This window comes from Caballeronia sp. LZ035, assembly GCF_031451175.1.
Lineage (GTDB): Bacteria > Pseudomonadota > Gammaproteobacteria > Burkholderiales > Burkholderiaceae > Caballeronia.
The window spans coordinates 2473889-2495001 of record NZ_JARUXS010000001.1 but is presented as its reverse complement, the minus strand read 5'-3'; the positions used below and the strand labels follow the sequence as shown (position 1 = coordinate 2495001).

The 21113-nt window shown below is 62.7% G+C and carries 12 protein-coding genes; 5 read left to right on the top strand and 7 right to left on the bottom strand.

Annotated features, from left to right (window positions below; all coding sequences use genetic code 11):
* Positions 1 to 12: 12 nt before the first annotated feature.
* The 7 genes from QCE88_RS11660 to QCE88_RS11630 all read right to left on the bottom strand — a co-directional run bounded on the left by QCE88_RS11660 (position 13) and on the right by QCE88_RS11630 (position 8694).
* Positions 13 to 1311: a cytidylyltransferase domain-containing protein gene (locus tag QCE88_RS11660; protein WP_309901980.1), complete on the bottom strand. Its 1299-nt coding sequence runs from the start codon at positions 1309 to 1311 to the stop codon at positions 13 to 15.
* 9 nt (positions 1312 to 1320) lie between these two features.
* The gene (locus QCE88_RS11655; protein ID WP_309901978.1) at positions 1321 to 2271 is read right to left on the bottom strand and encodes a KpsF/GutQ family sugar-phosphate isomerase; all 951 of its coding nucleotides are present in this window, start codon (positions 2269 to 2271) and stop codon (positions 1321 to 1323) included.
* Positions 2258 to 4327 (bottom strand): hypothetical protein, encoded by a 2070-nt coding sequence (locus QCE88_RS11650; RefSeq protein ID WP_309901976.1) that lies wholly within the window; start codon positions 4325 to 4327, stop codon positions 2258 to 2260. Before QCE88_RS11650 ends, QCE88_RS11655 begins: the two co-directional genes overlap by 14 nt.
* A gap of 67 nt (positions 4328 to 4394) precedes the next feature.
* On the bottom strand, positions 4395 to 6023 hold the full coding sequence (locus tag QCE88_RS11645) for a glycosyltransferase family 1 protein (RefSeq protein WP_309901974.1): 1629 nt from the start codon (positions 6021 to 6023) through the stop codon (positions 4395 to 4397).
* A 3-nt stretch (positions 6024 to 6026) separates the two neighbouring features.
* On the bottom strand, positions 6027 to 6674 hold the full coding sequence (locus QCE88_RS11640) for an ABC transporter ATP-binding protein (protein WP_309901972.1): 648 nt from the start codon (positions 6672 to 6674) through the stop codon (positions 6027 to 6029).
* On the bottom strand, positions 6671 to 7465 hold the full coding sequence (locus QCE88_RS11635) for an ABC transporter permease (protein ID WP_309901970.1): 795 nt from the start codon (positions 7463 to 7465) through the stop codon (positions 6671 to 6673). The genes QCE88_RS11640 and QCE88_RS11635 overlap by 4 nt, the downstream gene beginning before the upstream one ends.
* A gap of 8 nt (positions 7466 to 7473) precedes the next feature.
* On the bottom strand, positions 7474 to 8694 hold the full coding sequence (locus QCE88_RS11630; protein WP_309901968.1) for a hypothetical protein: 1221 nt from the start codon (positions 8692 to 8694) through the stop codon (positions 7474 to 7476).
* 442 nt (positions 8695 to 9136) lie between these two features.
* Between QCE88_RS11630 and QCE88_RS11625 the strand changes: the two genes are divergently transcribed.
* The 5 genes from QCE88_RS11625 to QCE88_RS11605 all read left to right on the top strand — a co-directional run bounded on the left by QCE88_RS11625 (position 9137) and on the right by QCE88_RS11605 (position 21103).
* Positions 9137 to 10342: a capsular biosynthesis protein gene (locus tag QCE88_RS11625; RefSeq protein WP_309901966.1), complete on the top strand. Its 1206-nt coding sequence runs from the start codon at positions 9137 to 9139 to the stop codon at positions 10340 to 10342.
* Complete coding sequence (locus tag QCE88_RS11620; protein ID WP_309901964.1) at positions 10335 to 11120, top strand: SDR family NAD(P)-dependent oxidoreductase; 786 nt, start codon at positions 10335 to 10337, stop codon at positions 11118 to 11120. Before QCE88_RS11625 ends, QCE88_RS11620 begins: the two co-directional genes overlap by 8 nt.
* A 101-nt stretch (positions 11121 to 11221) precedes the next feature.
* The gene (locus tag QCE88_RS11615; protein ID WP_309901963.1) at positions 11222 to 12655 is read left to right on the top strand and encodes an LTA synthase family protein; all 1434 of its coding nucleotides are present in this window, start codon (positions 11222 to 11224) and stop codon (positions 12653 to 12655) included.
* A gap of 4 nt (positions 12656 to 12659) precedes the next feature.
* On the top strand, positions 12660 to 20186 hold the full coding sequence (locus QCE88_RS11610) for a type I polyketide synthase (RefSeq protein ID WP_309901961.1): 7527 nt from the start codon (positions 12660 to 12662) through the stop codon (positions 20184 to 20186).
* The gene (locus QCE88_RS11605) at positions 20186 to 21103 is read left to right on the top strand and encodes a UDP-3-O-acyl N-acetylglycosamine deacetylase (protein ID WP_409018116.1); all 918 of its coding nucleotides are present in this window, start codon (positions 20186 to 20188) and stop codon (positions 21101 to 21103) included. The genes QCE88_RS11610 and QCE88_RS11605 overlap by 1 nt, the downstream gene beginning before the upstream one ends.
* Positions 21104 to 21113: the final 10 nt, after the last annotated feature.

Genomic DNA, 21113 nt, shown 5'->3' with positions numbered 1-21113 from the left:
CGCCCTTTTTATTTAGAAAAAGCCGTACGCCGACGTCAGATGATCCACGTCTGCGCCGTTTGAGATATCAACGAGAATGCGCTTTTCATTCGCTGCAGCCTTGAAGATTTCTTCGATGATCTGCTTTTCGATGCGCAGCGGGATCACGACGACACCTTCCGCATCCGCGAAAATCAAGGTGTGCGGACGCACTTCGATTCCGTTCAGCGAGATGGTCTTGTTGATCGACTCGGTCGTCGCGCGTTTGCGGACGTCCTGACAGGTCGAACCTTTCGCAAACACCGGCAAGCCCGTTGCGCGCACAGCAACCGTGTCGCGTGTCATGCCGTTGACGATCACGCCGGCTGCACCGGAGCGGATCGCGAGATTGGCATTCAACTCGCCGAAATATGCATGCGTGGACACCTCGTTCTCCACGACGATGATGTCATCGGGAACGATCGTCTCGTAGGACTTGAGCGCGTGATAAATACCGCGGAAATCTTCACCTTCCTCAAGCGCACGCAGCTTGAGCGTTTTGGCACGGCCGAAAATCTTCGCGCCGCTCAAATTCGGCGTGAGACCCTTGACGATCTGATTCGGATAGCCGAGATCATCGAGGATGTCGGACAGCATCGAGCTGGTCAGGTGATTTTTAATATTGCCGAGCAGCTTGCGGTCCTTCTCGCGCATACCTGCCGCGATGAGCTCCGCCAGCGCGAAATCTTCGGGCCAGTTCACGTCCACCGCTTCGAGCGCAGAGGCATCGAGCAGATATGGGTTATTGCCGATCCGGCGCTGCGTATCGAGCGCTGCCTCGCGCCGCACGATGTAGAGCCCCATCGTTTCGATTACCGTGTCGCCGAGATCTGAACTGTTGGGAATATGCTCGATGTCATACACGGGGTGGCCGTCGCGCCAGGTGTACTGACGCTCCTTGCGCACCAGCACGACCGAATCGTATTCCGGGTGTTCGACAAGAATGTCGATACCTTTCTTGATCGTCTCGGGTGTGATGAACGGACTGGTGCCAAGCGCCTGTATATAGATGTCCGCCTGCGCGTACCGGACTTCGTTCAGGAACAGCTTGTTCCCGTCGGTCCGGTTGCTCGCGAGTTCGGGATCGCGGCGCATAACCTTGCACGCAACTTCGCTTGCGGCTGCGATTACATCTTCAGATTCGGTATCGAGATAGACCTCGTCGATGAAATCGCACGCCGTGAGATTTTCCAGCATATGAAGAAACAGCGGCTTCCCGTCGAGAAGCTTCATGTTCTTGCTCTCGATGCGAGAGCTCGAACCCTTGGCAGGTAGAAAAGCAATGACTTTCATCGAGCGCCTTCAGATCGATTTGTTGAGCAGTTGGTAGATTCCGCACACACGTCCCTGATTCATGGCGATCAGGGAATTCACTCCCGCGCTCTGCATCAGCAGATCCGCGTCGGCGCAGCGTGTGGCCGCATCCACCGTTTTGGGTTGGGACGACATCAGGTCGCGAGCTTGCAACTCGAAGAAGCTCGAGTCGGCGTGTTTATTCAGGGAGCGGCGCAGGTCGCCATCGGTGATGATTCCCTGCAGGTCGTGGTCCCAGCCAACGCAGATGAGCCCGGTTCTGGATTCGGCGAGCCTGGCTATAACCGTGGTCGCGGGTGCGTTCGCTTCGACGAAAGTCGCTGATTGCAAGGTGTCGCGCACGCGCTGCAGCAGCTTTCGTCCGAGCGAACCGCCGGGGTGGAAGCGTGCGAAATTTTCCGCGCCGAAGTTGCGTGCTTTCATCAGAGCGACGGCGAGTGCGTCGCCCATGACGAGTGTTGCTGTCGTGGACGCCGTCGGCGCCAGTTGCAGCGGGCAAGCCTCTTCTTCGATGCGTACGTTGAGGTGATGATCGGCGACACGTGCAAGGCTCGATTCCGGATTGCCGGTCAGCGCAATCATCTTGTTGCCGTTTTCCTCGATGAACGGGACCAGCCGCAGGATTTCCTCGGTCTCACCGGAGTTCGACACCATCACGAAGATATCGTCGGGTAAGACCATGCCGAGATCGCCATGGAACGCTTCGCCCGGATGCATGTAGAGACTCGGGGTGCCCGTGCTCACCAGCGTCGCGAAGATCTTGCGTGCGACATACCCTGACTTGCCGATGCCACACAGCACGACTCGTCCCTTTGACTGAATGATGCATTCGACTGCGCCGGCGAAGGCGTCGTCGATGAGATCGCGCACCTTGCGGAGCCCGTCCATCTCGACTTCGAAGACATGCCGCGCGTTGATGATGTGATTATTGTTGTTCATGGCCTGGATGCGAAACTGAATGAAGCTTGACCAGATAGAGACCGTCCGAGACGTGCGCGCAACTGAGCGCGCGCGGCGCGGTGTGATTCATGACGGCGTCGAAGTAGTGCTTCGAATAGCGGCGGATCGTCTTGATGCCTGCCAGCTTGCTGCGGGCAGCCGTGCCCCGTTCTTGAGCGAGTTGGTCTTCGACGTTGTCGACATGCGCGACCTCTTGCTCCATTTCATTGGCGAGACTGTCGAGTGCCGCTCCGATGACGATCTCCGTGTCTCGCTCGATTTTCGGCGCCACGGCGATGTGAAAACTCAGGCTGCTGTCGAATACGAAGTGACGGACCGCATCGCACAGAAGGCCCTTGGACAGGAAGTACTCCACCGGCATGGCTTCGTACGCTTCGCCCACACCGACGCGAGTGAGCAGGCTGCCGAAGTCTTCGGTGATAAAGCCTGCCTGGTTCAACGCCGAATCGACGATCGAGTAAAGATCGGGATGCGCGCGCGAATCGCGCTTGAGCACGATCGTGCTCGTTGGATCGGAAAAGCGCGTCACCGTATCGACGATGCAACGCGCGACTTCTTCGAGTGAGAATGCGTACGGTCCGGTTCCCCAATAGCGCAGATAAACGAGGGCGTAGTCGCGCCGCCCGCCGATCTGTTCCTTGAAATTGTCTGCGAACTCGTATTGCCCGGCAATGGCGTGGATGTGCCGCACGATTTCGGTCGTCGGCAGAATGGCCTGCGGTCGGACCTTGCGCCCTTCGGGCTGATAGCCGAAGTAGAAGCCGCCGATGATGTTGCGCTCGGCGTCGAGTCTCGAGTCCATCTCGTTCTTGAAGGCGTCCGCATACGTGAAGAAGCTCGCGCTGCTGAACTGCGCGAGGAGCGAGCGTGTTTGCGGCAGCCAGCCAAATGAATGCGACACGATGAACGATGGACGCAGTTTGAGGGTCTGGGCATTCGTCAGCAGCGTTCGAAGCTCGATGACATCGAAGACCGATGCCGAAAGCGCGCACGCGTCGGAGATGGCGGGTGACCATTCCTGATAGACCAGAACCGATTCGATCGACTGAGTCTGCTGGAAGTATTCGCTGATGCCCAGCGCAAAAGGCAGCCATGCTTCAGACGGCACGAAGATGAGCCCGAGTGGCCGCGGCGTGAGCAGCCGCCCGATACCCACGGGCCGAAAGCGAATTTGCGGATGCTTGCGATGGAAGAGCGCGGAACGTTCGAGTTCGGAATCGAGCGAAGCCGCCAGCGAGCCTACCAGTTCAGTATGGTTCCTTGCCTGAACGACGCGTTCGATCGCTCGTGCATTCATCTGCGCGGACAGCAGTGCGTAGCCGGCGAGTGCATCGTGCAACGATCGCTTGAGCTGCCCGAACTGGTTTTGTTCGTGCTCTCTGGATTTGACGAGACCCTCTACGAGCGTCTTTACACTCAGGTGCTTGCGCAGCGCGGCGGCGTGAACCGTGCGACCGTCGACGTCGGCTTCACGTTTCAACACGGCTGCGTAGGCCTCGTTCACGAGGTCCTCCGCGCGGAGCCGAACGACCGAGGCCCACAAGGCATCGGGGGTTGTCAGTGCGTGAAGAGCAACTGCCATGTCGTCGAACGTATCAGCCGTACGCACGTTGGCCGCGAGTTGCGTCACGACCGATTCATGCGATGCATCGGCCTGCTCGAGCGCGTCGAGCCATTGAGCGCGCACGTGTTGGAACCGGTTGCGTTCGCTTTCGACCGAGCGATCCATGACTTGGATCAGACGCGCGAGATCGCCGTCCCGTTCAAGCAATGACGCATGAACCTGGAGGCCTTCGGGATCAGCATCGCGTCCGAGCACGCCTCGATACGCCTGTTGCACCAGCTCGTTCGATGACGTGCGGACCGCGCGTTGCCACGCGCTTTCCATCGCTGCGACTTCTTGCGCGAACTCTCGCAAGCCGAGGCCCTGCCGAAGCCGATGCACGAAAGCGGAGCGTTCCGCTTCGCTCGCTTCGCGGCCGGCCAACGGCATGAAGAGCGCATCGAAGATGGCTTCGGCGTGAGTCTTCAACATACGCTGCAGGCGCGCAGGCGCTGCGATTGCAGCGCCGAGCCACGCCAGCGGATTGCCGGATTGTCGATCAGCGGACGTCAACCGCACCCCGCACTTGATTGGGAGTGGGCAGGGCGTTCGCGTCCGTCAGAGCCGGCCGCGGCTTTGAAGCGACGTTCTCGATGAACTGTTGCCACTTCGGCAGAACGTTCTCCGGCAGATATCGCTCGGACACTGCGTGGCCGCGTTCGCGCAGACGGGCCTGGCGCTGTTCTGCGTCAGAGGCGTAGAGTACGTTCTTGAGCGCCTTGACGAGCGTTGCGGTCGAGTAGGGATCGAAGTACTCCGCTGCATCTTCATAGACTTCGCGATGCACGGGGATGTCGGATGCGATCACCACGCCGTCGCTGCGCATTGCTTCGACGCCTGAGAAGTCGAAGCCTTCACCGAGGCTCGGGCAAACCGTCGCGGCCGCATTTCGATAGAGCACGCGCAGGTCCGGCGCGGGCACGGCATTGAGCATGAACAGTTCGCCACGGTCGATCCACGAGCGGAAGCCCTTGACGATCGACATGTAATCCCATCCGATTGTGCCGACCACGACCAGCTTGATATCTGGATCGACCTCGGCCTTCAGCACTTCCCAAGCAGCGAGCAGACGCGTGTGGTTCTTGCGCGGCTCGACAGTCGACACGATCAACAGATATTTGAGCGGCTTCTCGTTGAGCACGCGACGATAGAAGCCCTCCTGCTCGCGCAGGCTGAAGAACTTCGGACGAAGCTCGACGCCTTTCACTGCATCGCTTTCGTAAAGGCGCCCGCGAATGATGTCGGGCACGCGTTGCGCTTGCGCGGCTTCTTTGAAGTAGTGATGCGAGACCATGTTGTAGATGGTCACGGCACGATCGGCGACCTCGGGGAACATGCGCAGGAGGTCCTGGCGCGTCGATTCCGAAACACATGCGAAGTAAGCGCCCGATTTCACGTTGCTCGACAGCGCGTAGAAGTGCGTCGCCTGATGCAGCGATTTATCCGGAATGGTGTGCGGCATCAGGACGGGAATAGCGTCGTGATATCGCACGACAAAAGCCGTCTTGCGGTCGATGGAGGCCGGGTAGGGTGTCTGCGCAATGAAGACATCAACGCCTTCGGTCGCAAGACGCGGGTACTGCGGGTTCGGCGACACGCTCATCGATTTGAGGCCGGCCATGTGCATGGTGTGCCACGGTACGGAGCAAATCCGATGATCCGCGCTGGAGACCAGGTCGAAGTCCGACGCCGGAAGCGTTTTGGCAAACAGCGTGCGCCACGTGAAGTCAGTGAAGTTGTGCGATTCGAACTGCGTCAGCTTGATGCGGCCGCCGCCGGCCAGCGAGCGAAGCGATAGCGATGTCGCCGCCAGGCGCTTTTCGATGTAGCTGTAGACTTCGTCTATCAGCGTGCGATAGGGCTTTTCGGCCAGCGACACGATCACGCGCGAATAGCGGTTGAGGCGTTTCGCGGCCGTGACCTTCTTAAAGCGCTTCGTACGGATCGGCGTGCCGCGCGCGAGCGTGCGCTGGGATGTCTGGATCATCCCCTCGGCGTCCACATCGTCGAGCATCCGCAAGCCACGGAATAGGAGGCGACATTCCTGAGGAATGCCCGCGAAGCCTTCGAGCGCGGGGCGCATTTCCAGCAAGACCTTGATCTGCTTCTTGTTGACGGGATGCTTCAACTTTTACCTCGAGTTGTAGTAGTCGTACGCAGCGTCGATGTTCGGAAATTCCGTCAACACGCCGTTATGCAGCACGCAGGCCCGATTGCAATGCTCGCGGATGTTGTGCGCTTCATGCGACACGATGATCTGAGCGCGGTCCTTGCGTTTGACGAACAGTTCGTCGTGGCACTTCTGATGAAAGCGCGCATCGCCCACGGAGATGACTTCATCGATCAGAAAGCAGTCGAATTCGATCGCCATGGACAGGGCAAACGCCAGACGTGCGCGCATGCCGGCGGAGTAATTCTTGACGGGCTCACGCATATAGACGCCCAGTTCGGAGAAGTCCTCGACGAACGCGAGGACGTCTTCGTGCTTGACGCCGTACACGCGGCAAATGAAGCGCAGGTTGTCGAGACCGGTCAGGCTGCCCTGAAAGCCGCCGCCGAAGGCCAGCGGCCACGACACGCTCATTTCACGGTCGATGTTTCCCGACGTCGGCGCTTCCGACCCGCCAATCAGGCGAATCAAGGTCGATTTGCCGGAGCCGTTCTTGCCGAGAATGCCGATCTTGTCGCCACGGTTCACACGAAGATTGACGTTGTCGAGAATCCGCCGGCGCCCGCTGCGCGTCTTGTAGTACTTGGTCACGCCGTCGAGATGAATCATCGCGGCTCCACGCGGCTGGAGACGTCCCGGATGATCCACAGGCCGACGAAGGTCAGCACCGAGAGAATCGAGACCACGTAGGGAATGTCGTAGTACGCCTTGAACTGTTCGCCAAAGTAGCCTTCACGGAAGATCTCGACGCAATTCGGCGCGGGAAAGAGCAACACGATTGCCCGCAGTCGATCGGGCAGCCAGGCAGCCATGGCGAACGCGCCGGAGACAGGCAACTGAAAATAGGCGATTGGGTGCCAAAGACGTTCGACAAGTTCGCTGTATTCGCACAGGCCGCCCACGACGAGCGCCATGGATGCCGCGTACCAGCACAGCAACCCCCAGCCGAGGCACATTTCAAGCAGGTCGGCGGGAGGCGAAACCACGCCTGCGACGATCATGATCAGAAGCAGAATGCTGATCGACAGCGTCGCGCCGGTGAGCTCGAGTGCGATACGAGACAGGAATAGGTCGAGCACGCGCACATTGCGGTGAAACAGGAGAGCCGTATTGGGCTCCACTGCCAGCGTGCATCGTCCGATGGTGTTGCGCCAGACGAGCACGGTCGAGTAGCTCATCAGGGCAAAGGCAACTGCATCGATGTGATGCGACGACCCCATGGAGTGTATCGTGCTCCACAACGCCATGATGCCCACCGTGAACAGCATCGGCTCTGCAAAAAGCCACGCAAAGCCGAGGTTATGCCGTCCATAGCGTGTGATGATCTCGCGCATCAACAGTGCGTGCACGACGCGAAGCTGAATGCGCAGAGACGTAGCGAAGGGCGTGGAGGTACTCATGCGCAGTCTTAGCTCTTGTGTTCGCGAACACTTGAAATGAGCAGACTCAGGGAGCCCCACGCCACCAGACCGGCGATCAGGACCGTAATCACTCCGCGAAGGCGCTTGGGAAGCAAGGCCTGATCGGGCAGTCCAGGCGCGGCGATGCGTTCGAGGTACAACTGCTGCTTCTGGACTTGCGTGCGCGCGCTTTCCAGCGAAGCCATCGCGGAGGCAAGTTGTTTCTCCGCAAACTCCCGTTCGAGCATCAGCCGTTCGTAGCCAGGCGCCTTGCGCGCGAGCGACGACTTGTCGCCCACCACGGTCCCGGCCGCGTTCGCAATTTCGCTTTGAAGCGCCGTCATGCGCGTGCGCAGTACCGGAATCTGCGGATTGTCGGGCGCCACGGACTGAAGCTGGGCCAGTTGCGTCTTGGTTTCGATGAGCGCCTGCTGCAAGGTCGCTACCTGCTGCAACTTCAAGGCCGACTGCTTGTCCGGGTCGAACACATTTTGATCATTCCGGTAGCCCGACAGCGCGACGGACGCATCCTTTACGCGGTTCTCGGCGCGCGCCACTTCATCGCGCGCGACCTTGAGCGTGTCCTGACGCGCACGGTCGTTCATTCGGTTGACGAGTTGCTCGGCCAGTTCAAGCAGCCGCACGTTGATACGCCAGGCGTCCTGCGCCGTGAACGCATTGACCTTGAGCGAGGTGATCGACGTCGTGCTGTCCAACTGCACGTCGACCTGCTTGCCGTAGTACTTGTAGAGACCTTCGAAGCTGCGATCGAAGTCGAACGCCGGGAAGCGACTGAGAACGTCGCCGTGCGTGCCCGAGTAGGCCTTGGCGAAGTAGTCGCTCTTGTTCAGCGCGGCGAGCGCGTCCCGCGAGGTCATGTAGTCGTTGACCGCGTACGTGTCGTCTTGCGAGCTGCTGAAGCCCGTACTGTCCAGAAGCGAACTGAAGAAGCCGGTTTGCGTCTCTTTCTGCGGGCTCCGCACGACGAACCGCGACTCCGATACATAAACATCGGAAGCGAAAAGCCCGTAATACAAGGTGGCAATAACCGTCGGAAAAATCACGGTGAGGAGACATAGCCGATTAACGCCCTTCCACCGCGCCAATATCCCTTGACTTTCCTTGTTGCCAATCGGTTGAGCCGGCAAATGCTGAGTCTTTTCCAAAGCTTTATTCCAAAGCGTGAAATCGCAATTGAGCATACAAATGAATATGCCCGGCGCTCTCACCTCGACGATCGACGAGCGAAGCGGGTTCGAACGCGTAAACTGATCTCAACTTTTGGTTGAAAATCTTACAAACGCATAAAAGGTAAAAACTACCTTTGCTAAGAAATGTTACAATTCATCACGCGGTCGGCGAAAGCATCAATCGGGCCGATCTTCCTCAACCGACTGTCACTCTTCCCGCCTGCCAGACGTCCGAAAGGGGCGTCGGCTGCGTGAACTCCTTGCTGGGCAAGATTGCGGCGGATTATATCTGATGTGAGAAAGTGTTGAAGTGTTACATTTCATTGTGCTATTTTTGCAACATGTGCTTAAGAACTGTCAGACAAAGTAATATTACGAACGTATCATTGCGAAAAATCATCTCGCCAAATACGTAAAACTTACCGAATCTTGATGGTCGGTTGGGCTTTCCCCAACTGCTTCCTTTCAATTCCCATTTCCGATGCCGCGATCGTTCCTCGCCCTTCAAGGCACCGCGTCCCATTTCTTTTCGCATCTCTCGGCAGCGCTAAGCGAGAAACGACACACGGTGCAGCGGATTAATTTCTGCGGCGGGGATCTGCTTTATTCACGCGGATCGCAGGCATTGAACTACACGGAGCACACTCGGGATTTACCGGCCTGGTACGAGCATAAAATCGGCTCCGGATTCTTCTCGGATATCTTTCTTTTCGGTGATTGCCGCGCCATTCACGCTCCTTTGCATCCCATTGCCGAGCGCCACGGCGTGCGTGTGCACGTCTTCGAGGAAGGCTATGTGCGGCCACACTGGCTGACGCTTGAGCAATACGGCGTCAATGGCCGCTCGCGCATGCCGCGCGATCCGGCGTGGTACCTCGAGAATCGCGTTGCATCGGTCCCTGAGGCGCGGGCAACCGGCTACAACCTCTACGAACGCGCCTGGCACGACATCCGGTATCGGCTGGGCAATGCTTTCCATGCGCAGCGTTTTCCTGGCTACGAAAGTCATCGCCCGCACAACGGCATGAAGGAATACTCGGCGCTCGCGGCGCGCTTCGCGCGGCAGAAGCGTCATCGCGATGACGCGGTGCGCGCCACGGCCGACCTCGTCGATGCCAGGCATCCGTACTATCTGTTCCCCCTGCAACTGAATTCGGATTCGCAGATCGTCGTGCATTCGCCGTTCGGCGGCGGCGTGCGCGAAGCCATCGAGCGTGTCGTGCGTTCGTTCGCGCAGAATGCGCCCGCGGACGCCTTGCTCGTCATCAAGAATCATCCGCTCGATACAGGTCTCATCGAATACAAGCGATTCGCACGCGAACTGGCGAAGTCGCTCGATATGGCGCAGCGTCTCGTCTATCTCGAAGCCGGTCATCTGCCAACCTTGCTGGATCACGCGCAGGGCGTGGTCGTCGTGAACAGCACGGTGGGGCTGTCGGCGCTGCATCACCAGCGTCCGCTCATCGCGTTGGGTAGCGCGATCTACAACATGCCCGGCATGACCTGGCAAGGTTCGCTCGACGACTTCTGGAGTCAGGCGAGCCCTCCCGACATGCAGCTCTATCAGGCGTTTCTCGACTACGTGATCTGCAATACCCAGATCAACGGCGACTTCTACACGCGGCGCGGCATCGAGATGGCGGTGGCCGGCGCTGTCGCACGTCTGGAGGCGGGCAGCGATGGCTAGCGCCCGCGTGATCGTCGTGACGGGCGCGAGCGCCGGTCTGGGGGAAGCGCTTGCCCGTGCTTACGCTGAGCCCGGCGCAACGCTCGGTTTGCTCGGCCGCGATCGGGCGCGCCTGCATGCATGCGCGGATCGCTGCCGCGAAGCGGGTGCGCATGTCGTGGAAGGCGTGCTCGATGTATGTGACGCCGATGCCATGAACGCATGGCTCGCAGACTTCGATCATCGCTATCCCGTCGACCTTCTGATCGCGAATGCAGGCGTCGCCAACACGCTGTCTTCGCCGGATGACTGGGAAGATCTCGCGTGCACGCGCAGGGTCGTGGAAACCAACTTCTTCGGCGCGATGCATGCCGTGCAAGCCGTGGCGGAGCGTATGCGCGCACGCCGACGCGGCCAGATCGCACTCGTCGCTTCGCTCGCCGCTATCCGCGGCATGGCCGTTTCGCCGGCCTATTGCGCGAGCAAATCGGCGCTGCACGCGTACGGCGAATCGGTGAGGCCGTTGCTCGCGCGCCATGGCATTGCGCTGTCGATCGTTCTGCCCGGCTTTGTCAAAACCGCCATGAGCGATGTGTTCCCCGGCAGCAAGCCGTTCCTCTGGACTTCATCGAAAGCTGCACGCGTCATTCAGCGCGGACTCGCCGCGCGCCGCAAGATCATCGCGTTTCCCGGTCCGCTTTATCTCGGCATGCGCTTTGTTCGTGCAATGCCCGCAGCCATCGGCGACGCGCTGCTCGCGCTGTTTTATCCGGTGCGCCCCGCGCGCCCGCCGCGGTGAACGCGCTGCTCGGTTGTCTCATCGCACTATCGGCATCCCTGTGCGCCGATGCCTGCGCACGTCCGCGCGCCACAGCGTGCTGGCGCCGTTCCTGGCGTTCGATGTTGTTGCTGGCCAGCGTGGTCAACCTGTTGTTCTGCAGCGCGCTGATGGCAAGCGCCCGGCCCGCGTTCTCCGCGTTCGTCGCGTTTGCCTGCGTGGCTGCTCTCGTCATCGTCAACAACGCGAAATACGAGACTTTGCGGGAGCCGTTCGTCTTCACCGATCTCAGTCTCTTCTCGCAGTTGTTCCGGCATCCCCGTCTGTATCTGCCGTTTCTGAGCCTGGGCAAGCTTGTCGCGATCGTGCTCGGCATCGGCGTCTTCGTGATCGCGTTCGTCCTCGATGCGCCGCTCGGGCATCCGCACTACGCGTTGCTTGCATGCATCGTCGCGCTCTCGCTCGGAGCGTGCGCCATGCTTCCTTCTCGCCTGCCGCTTACGCTCGATCCTCCACTGGATCACGTGATGCACGGCTTCGTCGCGGTCTTCGCAGCCTATCTCGTGAACGGCATGCGCGTGCGGACGTTTCGAGCGATGCAGACAGCGCTCGACACCAACTCGTTTGCGCTCGCGAACGCCGCTCCACATCGCCCGGACGTGCTCGTCATTCAGAGCGAATCCTTCTTCGATGCCCGCCGTCTTCATTCAAAAATTCGCGCTTCCGTCCTCGAAAAGTTCGACATCGCCCGAGCCGAAGCCTGCCTGAGCGGCGAACTCGATGTTCCCGCGTGGGGCGCGAACACCATGCGCAGCGAATTTGCGCTGCTCACCGGCCTCGATCAGTCGAAGCTCGGATACGCGCGCTTTTATCCGTATGCGTTCGTGCGGCGAGCGGGTGCAAGCCTGGCGTCGTGGCTGAAAGGCGCGGGGTACAGGACAAGCGCGATCCATCCTTACCACAGCGACTTTTTTGGCCGTGATCGCGCTTATCGCCATCTCGGTTTCGAGTGCTTCATCGATATCAAGGCCTTTGAAACAGCGCGCCGCGCCGGTGCCTACGTCGCTGATGCAGCCGTTGCCGACAAGATCATCGAGTCGCTCGAAGCCAGTGCCGAACCGGCGTTCATCTTCGCCGTGACGATGGAAAACCACGGTCCGCTGCATCTGGAAACGGTCGGACCGGGCGAAGGCGCGGCCTGGCACGCCCTCGGCGACGCACCCGAGTTGCACGAACTCACCGCTTACCTGCGCCATCTCGAAAACGCGGACGCCATGATCGGCCGCCTCCTCGAGTATCTGCGCACGCGCGAACGCGACACGATCGTGTGTTTCTACGGCGATCACGTCCCGGCGATGTCACGCGCGTATCGGCATATCGGTCAGTTTCCGCACAAGAGCGACTTCTTTATCTGGACGAATTACGGCGCGACCTCACAAGGGTCGCGGGACCTGCGCATCGATGAACTGGGTCGTGCGCTGGTTGGCGTCATGGAAGGCGAACGCGCCACACGCCCCGCGCCGCAAACGCAATTCGCGCCTGCAGAGATGAATTGAGAACATGACCCAAAAAATCGCAATCATCGGCATGTCGTGCCGGCTCCCTGGTGGCGTAACCAACACCGACGATCTCTGGAATCTGCTCGTACAGGAAAAGGATGCCGTCACTGAAATCCCGGCCGATCGCTTCGGCACGGATTTCTACCAGCATCCTTCGAAGCAGGAGCCCGGCAAGAGCTACACCTTCTCAGCAGGCATCCTCGATCACGTGGCCGGCTTTGACGCGCAGTTCTTCGGCATTTCGCCCCGCGAAGCCGCGCAGATGGACCCGCAGCAGCGTCTCCTGCTCGAACTCGCGTGGGAAGCATTCGAAGATGCAGGCGTGCGTCCCGCCGACATGAAAGGCCGCAATTGCGCCGTCTTCGTCGGGGTCGCGAGCACGGACTACGGCAATCGCAGCATGGACGATCTGTCGGCTGTCGATCCCTATTCGGCAACCGGCAGTACGATGAGCATCGCGGCCAACCGCGTCTCTTATCTGTACGATTTGCGCGGTCCCAGCATGTCGATCGATACCGCCTGTTCCTCGTCGCTGGTCGCGCTGCATCAGGCCTGTGGCGCACTGGCATCGGGCGAAGCGGAAACGGCGCTCGCGGGCGGCGTGAACATGCTGCTGCATCCGTTCGGCTTCGTCAGTTTCGCCAAGGCGTCGATGTTGTCGCCGACAGGCCGTTGCCGCGCCTTCGATTCGCGCGGCGACGGCTATGTGCGCTCCGAAGGCGGCGCGTTCGTCATGCTCAAAACGCTGTCTCGCGCGCTCGCGGACGGCGACACGATCCACGCCGTCATCTCCGGTTCCGGCGTCAATTCGGACGGCTTCACGCAAGGCGGCATCAGCGTACCGGGTGCGGCGACGCAGGCTGCCTTGCTGCGCCGCGTTTATGCCGATGCCAACGTCCTGCCCGCGCAACTCGCCTACGTCGAAGCCCACGGCACCGGCACGCAGGTCGGCGATCCGATCGAAACACGCGCGCTGCTCGATGTCGCCGGTGCGGGCCGCGAAGCCGATGCACCGCTGCTCATCGGTTCCGTCAAGACCAATCTCGGCCATCTGGAAACGGCATCGGGCATGGCGGGTCTGCTGAAGGCGGTGCTGGTCCTGAAGCACCGCGCGATTCCGCGCTCGCTGCATTTCGTGTCGCCGAATCCGAAAATCGATTTTGGCGCCGGCCGCATGCGCGTGGTCGATCGCTTTACGCCGCTCGAATCCGGCAGCGAGCCGCTGCATGTCGGCGTCAATTCGTTTGGCTTCGGCGGCACGAATGCCCACGTCGTGCTGAGCGAAGCGCCACCAGCCGCGCCGCAAGCCGACGAGCACCCGCCCGCAACCGGCTTCGCGCCGCTCATGCTCAGCGCACGTTCGAACGCCGCGCTGGCCGCACAGGCGTCGCGCTATCTGAACGCACTCGATGCCGGCACGCCGTGGTCCGCGCTCGCAGCAGGCGCTGCGCGCCGTCGTCAGTGGATGGAACAGCGCGCGATCGTGGCGCCCGCATCGCTCGACGAAGCACGCGAGGCGCTGGGCGCGTTCGCGGCATCGACTGGAAGCGACACAGCGGCGATCGTCACCGGTCAGGCCTCGCAGCAAAGCGCGCCGCTCGCGCTCGTGTATTCGGGGAACGGCGCGCAATGGGCGGGCATGGGCCAGCGCCTGATGAAGGAAGACGCCGCGTTTGCCGAAGCGCTGCGCGAAGTCGATGCACTCTGGTGCGCCGACGGCAGCCCGTCGCTCGCCGCCATGCTCGAAGCAGGCGTCGATGCCGACACGCTCGCCGCCACCGAGATCGCACAGCCTTTGCTGTTCGCGATGCAAGTCGGTATCACGCGCGCCATCGCGGCACGCGGCGTACGTTACGTCGCGGCCTGCGGACACAGCGTCGGCGAAATCGCGGCTGCGTGGGCGGCCGGCGCGTTGACGCTGGAACAGGCCGTGCGCGTGATCCGCATCCGCAGCGGCGCGCAGGCGCTCACGCGCGGAAGCGGCCTGATGGCGGCAGCGGGCATCAGCGAGGAAGCGGCGGCCATTCTGATCGCGCAACTCGATCTGGCCGAGCGCGTCGAAATTGCAGGCATCAACAGTCCGCAAGCCGTCACGCTCGCAGGCGACCCCGATGCACTGCTCGAGATTCAAGCGGCGCTGGGCGTGGATGGCACGTTCTTCCGGATGCTCACGCTCGACTACGCGTTCCATAGCCGTCACATGGACGCGATCCAGAGCAAGATCGAAAGCGGTCTGTCCGATCTGAAGCCGGGCGCGGCCGCGCGACGCTTCGTTTCAACGGTGACGGGCGCGACGCTCGACGGCACGCAGCTCGATGCCGCCTACTGGTGGCGCAACGTGCGCGACCCGGTGCGCTTCGCATCGGCGATCGGGCATCTGGCGGAGCGGGGCATCGCGCTGTTCCTCGAAGTCGGCCCGCATGCGATTCTGCGCAGCTATGTCGATCAGACGCTGAAGGCAGGCGGTTTCAACGGCGCGCGTGCGCTGATCACGCTCAAGCGCAATGAAGACCACGCGGTCATGCTGCGTCGCGCCGTGCTCAACGCCGTTGCACACGGCGCGCCGGTCGAAGTGGACCGCTTTGCACCGCCCGCCGCGCGCACCGCGTTGCCGACCTATCCGTGGCAGCGCGAAACCTTCTGGCGCATGCCGACGCCCGAGTCCTACGACCTGGTGAACCGCAAGCGGGCGCATCCGCTGCTCGGTTACCGGCTCTCGGAGCACGCGCTGGCGTGGGGCAATCAGATCGATCCGGCGCGCATCGCGTTCCTGAACGATCACGTCGTCGATGGCGCGCCCGCGTTTCCGGGCGCGGGCTACATCGAGATGGCGCTGGCTGCGGGGCGTGAATTCATGCGCCGCGACGATTGCGCGTTGGAGAATCTCGAGATTCATGTGCCGCTCGTCTTCCAGGCGGGTGTCAGCAAGCGCGTGCGGTTCGTGATCGATCCGGCAACGGCGCGCTTCCGCATCGAAACGCGCGACCGCATGAGCGACGATCCGTGGGCGCTCAACGCCAGCGGCCGCTTCCTGCAGAGCGGACCGGTCGTGTCCCGGTCCGACGATCTGTCCGGCTTGCTGGCGCGTGACGTCATCGATGCCGACCAGCTCTATGCACAGGCCGATCGCATCGGTCTGTCCTACGGTCCGGCGTTCCGCTGGGTGCGCGATGTGCGCATCGACGGCGAGCGTGCGTTCGCGCATCTGTCGTTGCCCGTTGACGCCGCCGACGTCATGAAGGACGCCGATGCCTTCGCCATGCACCCCGCATTGATCGACGCCGGTTTCCATCCGCTGTTCGCGCTGCTCGGTGCAAGCGGCAAGGACCACGCCGCCTACGTGCCGGTGCAGATCGGCCGCATCGATTTCCTGCGCACGGCAGAAGTGTGCGCGGTGATTGCGCGCATCGACCGGCGCAGTCCGCACTCGGTGCTGGCATCGTTCGATTTCGTCGATGCCGATCATCACGTCGTCATGCGTCTTTCCGGGTGCCGTTTCCGTCGCGTGGATCTGCTCGGACGCCGTCATGTGCCGCCTGCGCGCCTGAAGTTCATCGCGCGTCCGCAGCCGCTCGACGCCGCTGCCGGCTCGCACACGCTGCCCGCACCGGCTGCGCTGATCGCCCGTGCGCTCGATGCACTGACCGCGCTGAGCCCGCTCGACGCCACTGCGCGCCGGCAGTCGCATCTCACCGAAACGCTGCCGCTGTTCGATGTGCTCGCAAGCGCGTACGCACTGCGTGCGCTGGAAGGCATCGATGATGCGGATGCGTCGAATGAGCGCCTGCATCATGCACTCGAACGCATGCTGCTCGAAGACGGCTTGCTGATCGAGCGCGACGGTCACCTCGCGCGCGATGAAGCCGCCTGCGCCGACTGGCCTGCCGCCGACGAACTGTGGCGCTCGCTGCTCGCGTCGTCGCCCGCGCATGTGGCGGAACTGACCTTGCTGGCGCATCGCGGCGCGCAACTGCCTGCGCTGCTCGCGAGCGACAGCGCGGAAGCGCCTTCGAGCACGCGCGACGCACTATACGAACACTATCTCGATGCCTCGCCCACCTGGGCGCACGCCAATCGCGTGCTGGAGCAGTGCGTGACGCAGGCGGTGCTGTCGTGGACGCCGGCGCGCCGCATTCGCGTGCTGGAGATCGCGGCACCCGATGCGCAGTTCATCCACGGACTTGACGTTGCGCTGCCGGGCGAACGTTGTGAGCGCGTGCTGGCCGGAACGTTCGCGCAAGTGCAGGCGTTCGATCCGGCCAGCGAAGATCCGACGCGCACGGCCGTCATCAGCTTCGGCGACGCACCGTCGCTGGAAGGCGAGCGCGGTCCGTTCGATGTGATCGTCGCCCGCCGTGCGCCCGGTGCGCCCGGTACGCAGGAAGCCTCGCGCAAGCTGCTCGAAGCGCTGCGCGGCTGGCTCGCGCCGGGCGGCATCGTCGTGATGGCGGAGCCGCAGCGCGGACGCTTCAGCGAACTCGTGTTCGATACCGCGTCTGGCGTGCCCGCCGCGCAACTCGAAGCACTGTTTGAAGCCGCGGGCTTCGAGCACGTGACGCGCGAGATCGAACACGACATCGATCTGGAAAGCGTGCCGGCGATCGTCGTGGCGCGCAAGCCGCTGGACATGTCGCAGGCTGAAGGCGTGACGCCGCGCGGCACCTGGTGGATCGCGGGCAGCGAACAGGACAGCGGGTTCGAAGCCGCGCTGTGTCGCGCCCTGACATCACGCGGACAAGCCGTGACGCGCGTCTCACTCGCGGATGCCGCGTTGCGTCTGCATTCGCTCGAACACGCGCCGCATCTGGTGTTCGTCGCGCCGCAACCAGCCGATTCCACCCGCAGCGGCGAAGCAATGCTCCGCGCGCAGGACGCCACGGCGCTCGCGCTCGCCGCCTTCGTGCGCGATGCAGCCGCCACGCACAACGCGCGCATGCCGCAATTGAACGTCGTCACGCACGGCGCGGCGCCGGTGGCATTGCCCGCCGAGGCGCGCAGCGAAGATGCATCGCTTGCGCATGGCACGCTGTGGGGCCTGACGCGCACGCTGGCCAACGAGCATCCGGAAATGGCGTGTCGTCTGATCGACTTGCAACAGATGGACGATGCAAGCGCCGCGCACCTCGCGGACGAACTGCTCGCCGCGCTGTCGGACGATGCCGAAGAAGAAGTCGTGCTGACGGCAGCGGGCCGCTATGTGTCCCGTATGCTGCCCGCCGATGCCAAGCCCTCAGGCGCAGAAGCCGAAACGCTACACGCGCGCCTCGGTTTCGAAGCGCCGGGTTCGCTGCGTCATTTGCAATGGCTGCCGCTGCCCGAACGCGAACTCGCCGATGACGAAGTGGAGATTGAACCCGCCGCGACCGGCCTCAACTTCCGTGACGTCATGTACGCGATGGGCCTGCTCTCGGACGAAGCCGTCGAGAACGGTTTCGCGGGCGCGACCATCGGCATGGAATTGTCGGGCCGCGTGACGCGTGCGGGCCGCAAGGTCACGCATCTGCAGGCGGGCGATGCCGTGCTCGGTTTTGCGAGCGCATCGTTTGCCAGCCGTGTGCAGACGCGCGCGGACGCCGTTGCGAAGAAACCCGGGTCGATGAGCTTCGAAGAAGCCGCCACCATTCCGACCGCATTCTTCACCGCCTATTACGCGCTCGTCGAACTGGCGCGCGTGCGTCGCGGCGAGCGCGTGCTGATTCACGGCGGCGCGGGCGGCGTCGGCATCGCGGCGATCCAGCTTGCGCGTCATCTCGGCGCGGAAGTGTTTGCGAGCGCGGGCAGCCGCGAGAAGCGCGAGTTCGTGCGTCTGGTCGGCGCGGAGCACGTGCTCGATTCGCGCAGCCTCGCTTTTGCTGACGATGTACGCGCGCTGACGAACGGCGAGGGCATCGACATCGTCTTGAACTCGCTGGCAGGCGAAGCGATGGTGCGCGGCATCGATACGCTGCGTCCGTTCGGCCGTTTCCTCGAACTCGGCAAGCGCGATTTCTACGAAAACAGTCAGATCGGCTTGCGGCCGTTCCGCAACAACATCAGCTATTTCGGTATCGATGCCGACCAGTTGATGAGCGCGCGTCCCGATCTCACCGCGCGTCTGTTCGCGGACGTGATGGCGCTCTTCGCGGAGGGCGCGCTGCATCCGCTGCCGTATCGCGCGTTCGCCGCGCGCGAGGCCGAAGCGGCGTTCCGCACGATGCAGCAGGCGCGTCAGATCGGCAAGGTGCTGGTGACGTATCCGCACGGCACGCCGCAGCCGAAGGCGCGTCCCACGGCAGCCAGGGCATCGTTCAAGGCCGACGCGAGCTATCTGATCATCGGCGGCACGGGCGGCTTCGGCTTCGCGACGGCGCGCTGGATGATCGAACGCGGCGCACGGCATATGGTGCTCGCAAGCCGCAGCGGACGTCTGGATGCAGAACAGGCCGAGGGCATTGCGCAACTGACGGCATCGACCGGTGCGCGTATCGACGTGCGTGCCTGCAATGTGTCCTCCAGCAGCGCGGTCGACGCGCTGATCGCATGGATCAACCAGCAAGGGCGCGAGCTGAAGGGTATCGTCCATTCGGCCATGCATATCGACGACGGCCTGCTGCGCAATCTCGACGATGCGCGCATGCGCGCGGTGTTCGCGCCGAAGGTGGCGGGCGCATGGAACCTGCATCGCGCGACGCTCGGCATGGCGCTCGATTGCTTCGTGCTGTATTCGTCGGCGACGACGTATCTCGGCAATCCGGGACAATCGAGCTATGTCGCCGCCAATACCTTCCTCGAAACGCTGGTCGAATGGCGTCGCGCGCAAGGACTGTGTGGCACGGTGATGGCGTGGGGACCGCTCGATGACGTCGGCTTCCTCGCGCGCAACGGCGAAACGAAGAAGGCGCTGCAAGGGCGCATCGGCGGCGGTTCGATTACGTCGACGGAAGCGCTGGCTGCGCTGGATCGCGCCATCGCCGATAAGCACGCGGGCGAGGCCGTGCTGCGTCTCGACTGGCAGGTGATTGCGCGCGGCATGCCGGCGGCGAGTGCGCGGCGCTATCGCGAACTGTCGCGTGGCGTCGCGGATGAAGGCGCGCTGGAAGGTGGCGCGCAACTGCGCGATCAGGTGCGCGAGCTTCCCGTCGAAGACGCGCAGGCACAGGTCGAAACGGTCCTGCAGGCGCAGATTGCGCGCATTCTGCATCTGTCGCCGGAGAAGATCGTGCCGTGCGCATCGGTGCTCGAACTCGGCATGGATTCGCTCATGGGCATCGAACTCGGCATGGCCGTCGAAGAGACGCTCGGCGTCAAGCTGTCCGTGATGGCGATTGCCGAAGGCGCGACCGTGAGTTCGCTGGCGGCGCGCATCGTCGCGGATATCAAGGGCGCTCAGGATGCACCGGCGGAGGCCGATGTCGCCGGTCAGGTCAACGCGCTCGCCGCACGTCATGCGCTGGATGTCTCGAAGGTCGACGGCGTGGTCCAGGCGCTGCAGGCGGACGCCGCGGCGGACGGGGCGGCGAACCGCCGCAGCGTCGAGGAGCGCGCATGATCCACGCGCCTGCCGGATGGCAACGCGAACAAGGGACGCTCGCGCGCGAGCTCGAGATCGAAGGACGTGGACTGCATACCGGGCGGCGCGTGAAGGTGCGCATCGTTCCGGTCGATCCGGCAGTGCGGGGTGCACGCGCCGGCATCTGGTTCGAGCGCTCGCGTGGCGGACGGAAACTTGCCGCGGTGCCCGTCGATCCGTCGTTGCGCCACGGTCAGCCACTCTGCACGATGCTGCGTTCGTCCGATGGCACGGGCATCCGCACGGTGGAACATCTGCTCGCGTCTTTATTGACGCAGGAAATCGATCACGCGACCGTGCATCTCGATGCCGAAGAAGTGCCGATTCTCGATGGCAGCGCAACCCCCTGGTGCGACGCCTTGCGCGATGCCGGCCGCGCGCCGCTCGCGCACGGCAAGCGCTTTGTCCGGGTGCTGAAAGCGGTGACGGTCGAGCAGGCGGACGGCAAGGAAGTGCGCCGCATGTGCATCGAACCGTCGGATCGATACGAACTCGATGTACGCACCGATCTGCGCGGCTTTCCGGACCTGCGCTGGCAGGGTACGGTCACGCCCGCGGCCTTCGCCAGCGAGATTGCGCCGTCGCGTTCTTATGGGCGCCTGAAGTGGGCGGTGCTGGCGATTGCCGCGGGCATCGTCACCGGCAAGCCGATCTTGCGCGGCGCGCGTCCGTCGAGCACGGCCACCATCGTCGGCAATAGCGTGATGGGCGGCTTGCGGATGCCGGATGAGTTCGTGCGGCATCGCGCGCTCGATCTCATCGGCGACCTGGCGATGGCGGGCGCGCCGATCCTCGGCCGCGTCACGGCGTGGCGTCCGAGTCATGAAATGAATTACCGGCTGCTTGCCGCGCTGCTCGCGGATCGCGATGCGTGGGAACTGGCCGAAGTCGCATAGGGAAATACGC

What these genes read in the sequence shown, in the direction of transcription:
- QCE88_RS11660 (WP_309901980.1), bottom strand. Translation starts at nt 1,311, where the DNA reads ATGAAAGTCATTGCTTTTCTACCTGCCAAGGGTTCGAGCTCTCGCATC.
- QCE88_RS11635 (WP_309901970.1), bottom strand. Translation starts at nt 7,465, where the DNA reads ATGAGTACCTCCACGCCCTTCGCTACGTCTCTGCGCATTCAGCTTCGC.
- QCE88_RS11615 (WP_309901963.1), top strand. Translation starts at nt 11,222, where the DNA reads ATGTTGTTGCTGGCCAGCGTGGTCAACCTGTTGTTCTGCAGCGCGCTG.
- QCE88_RS11620 (WP_309901964.1), top strand. Translation starts at nt 10,335, where the DNA reads ATGGCTAGCGCCCGCGTGATCGTCGTGACGGGCGCGAGCGCCGGTCTG.
- QCE88_RS11610 (WP_309901961.1), top strand. Translation starts at nt 12,660, where the DNA reads ATGACCCAAAAAATCGCAATCATCGGCATGTCGTGCCGGCTCCCTGGT.
- QCE88_RS11650 (WP_309901976.1), bottom strand. Translation starts at nt 4,327, where the DNA reads ATGTTGAAGACTCACGCCGAAGCCATCTTCGATGCGCTCTTCATGCCG.
- QCE88_RS11625 (WP_309901966.1), top strand. Translation starts at nt 9,137, where the DNA reads ATGCCGCGATCGTTCCTCGCCCTTCAAGGCACCGCGTCCCATTTCTTT.
- QCE88_RS11640 (WP_309901972.1), bottom strand. Translation starts at nt 6,674, where the DNA reads ATGATTCATCTCGACGGCGTGACCAAGTACTACAAGACGCGCAGCGGG.
- QCE88_RS11655 (WP_309901978.1), bottom strand. Translation starts at nt 2,271, where the DNA reads ATGAACAACAATAATCACATCATCAACGCGCGGCATGTCTTCGAAGTC.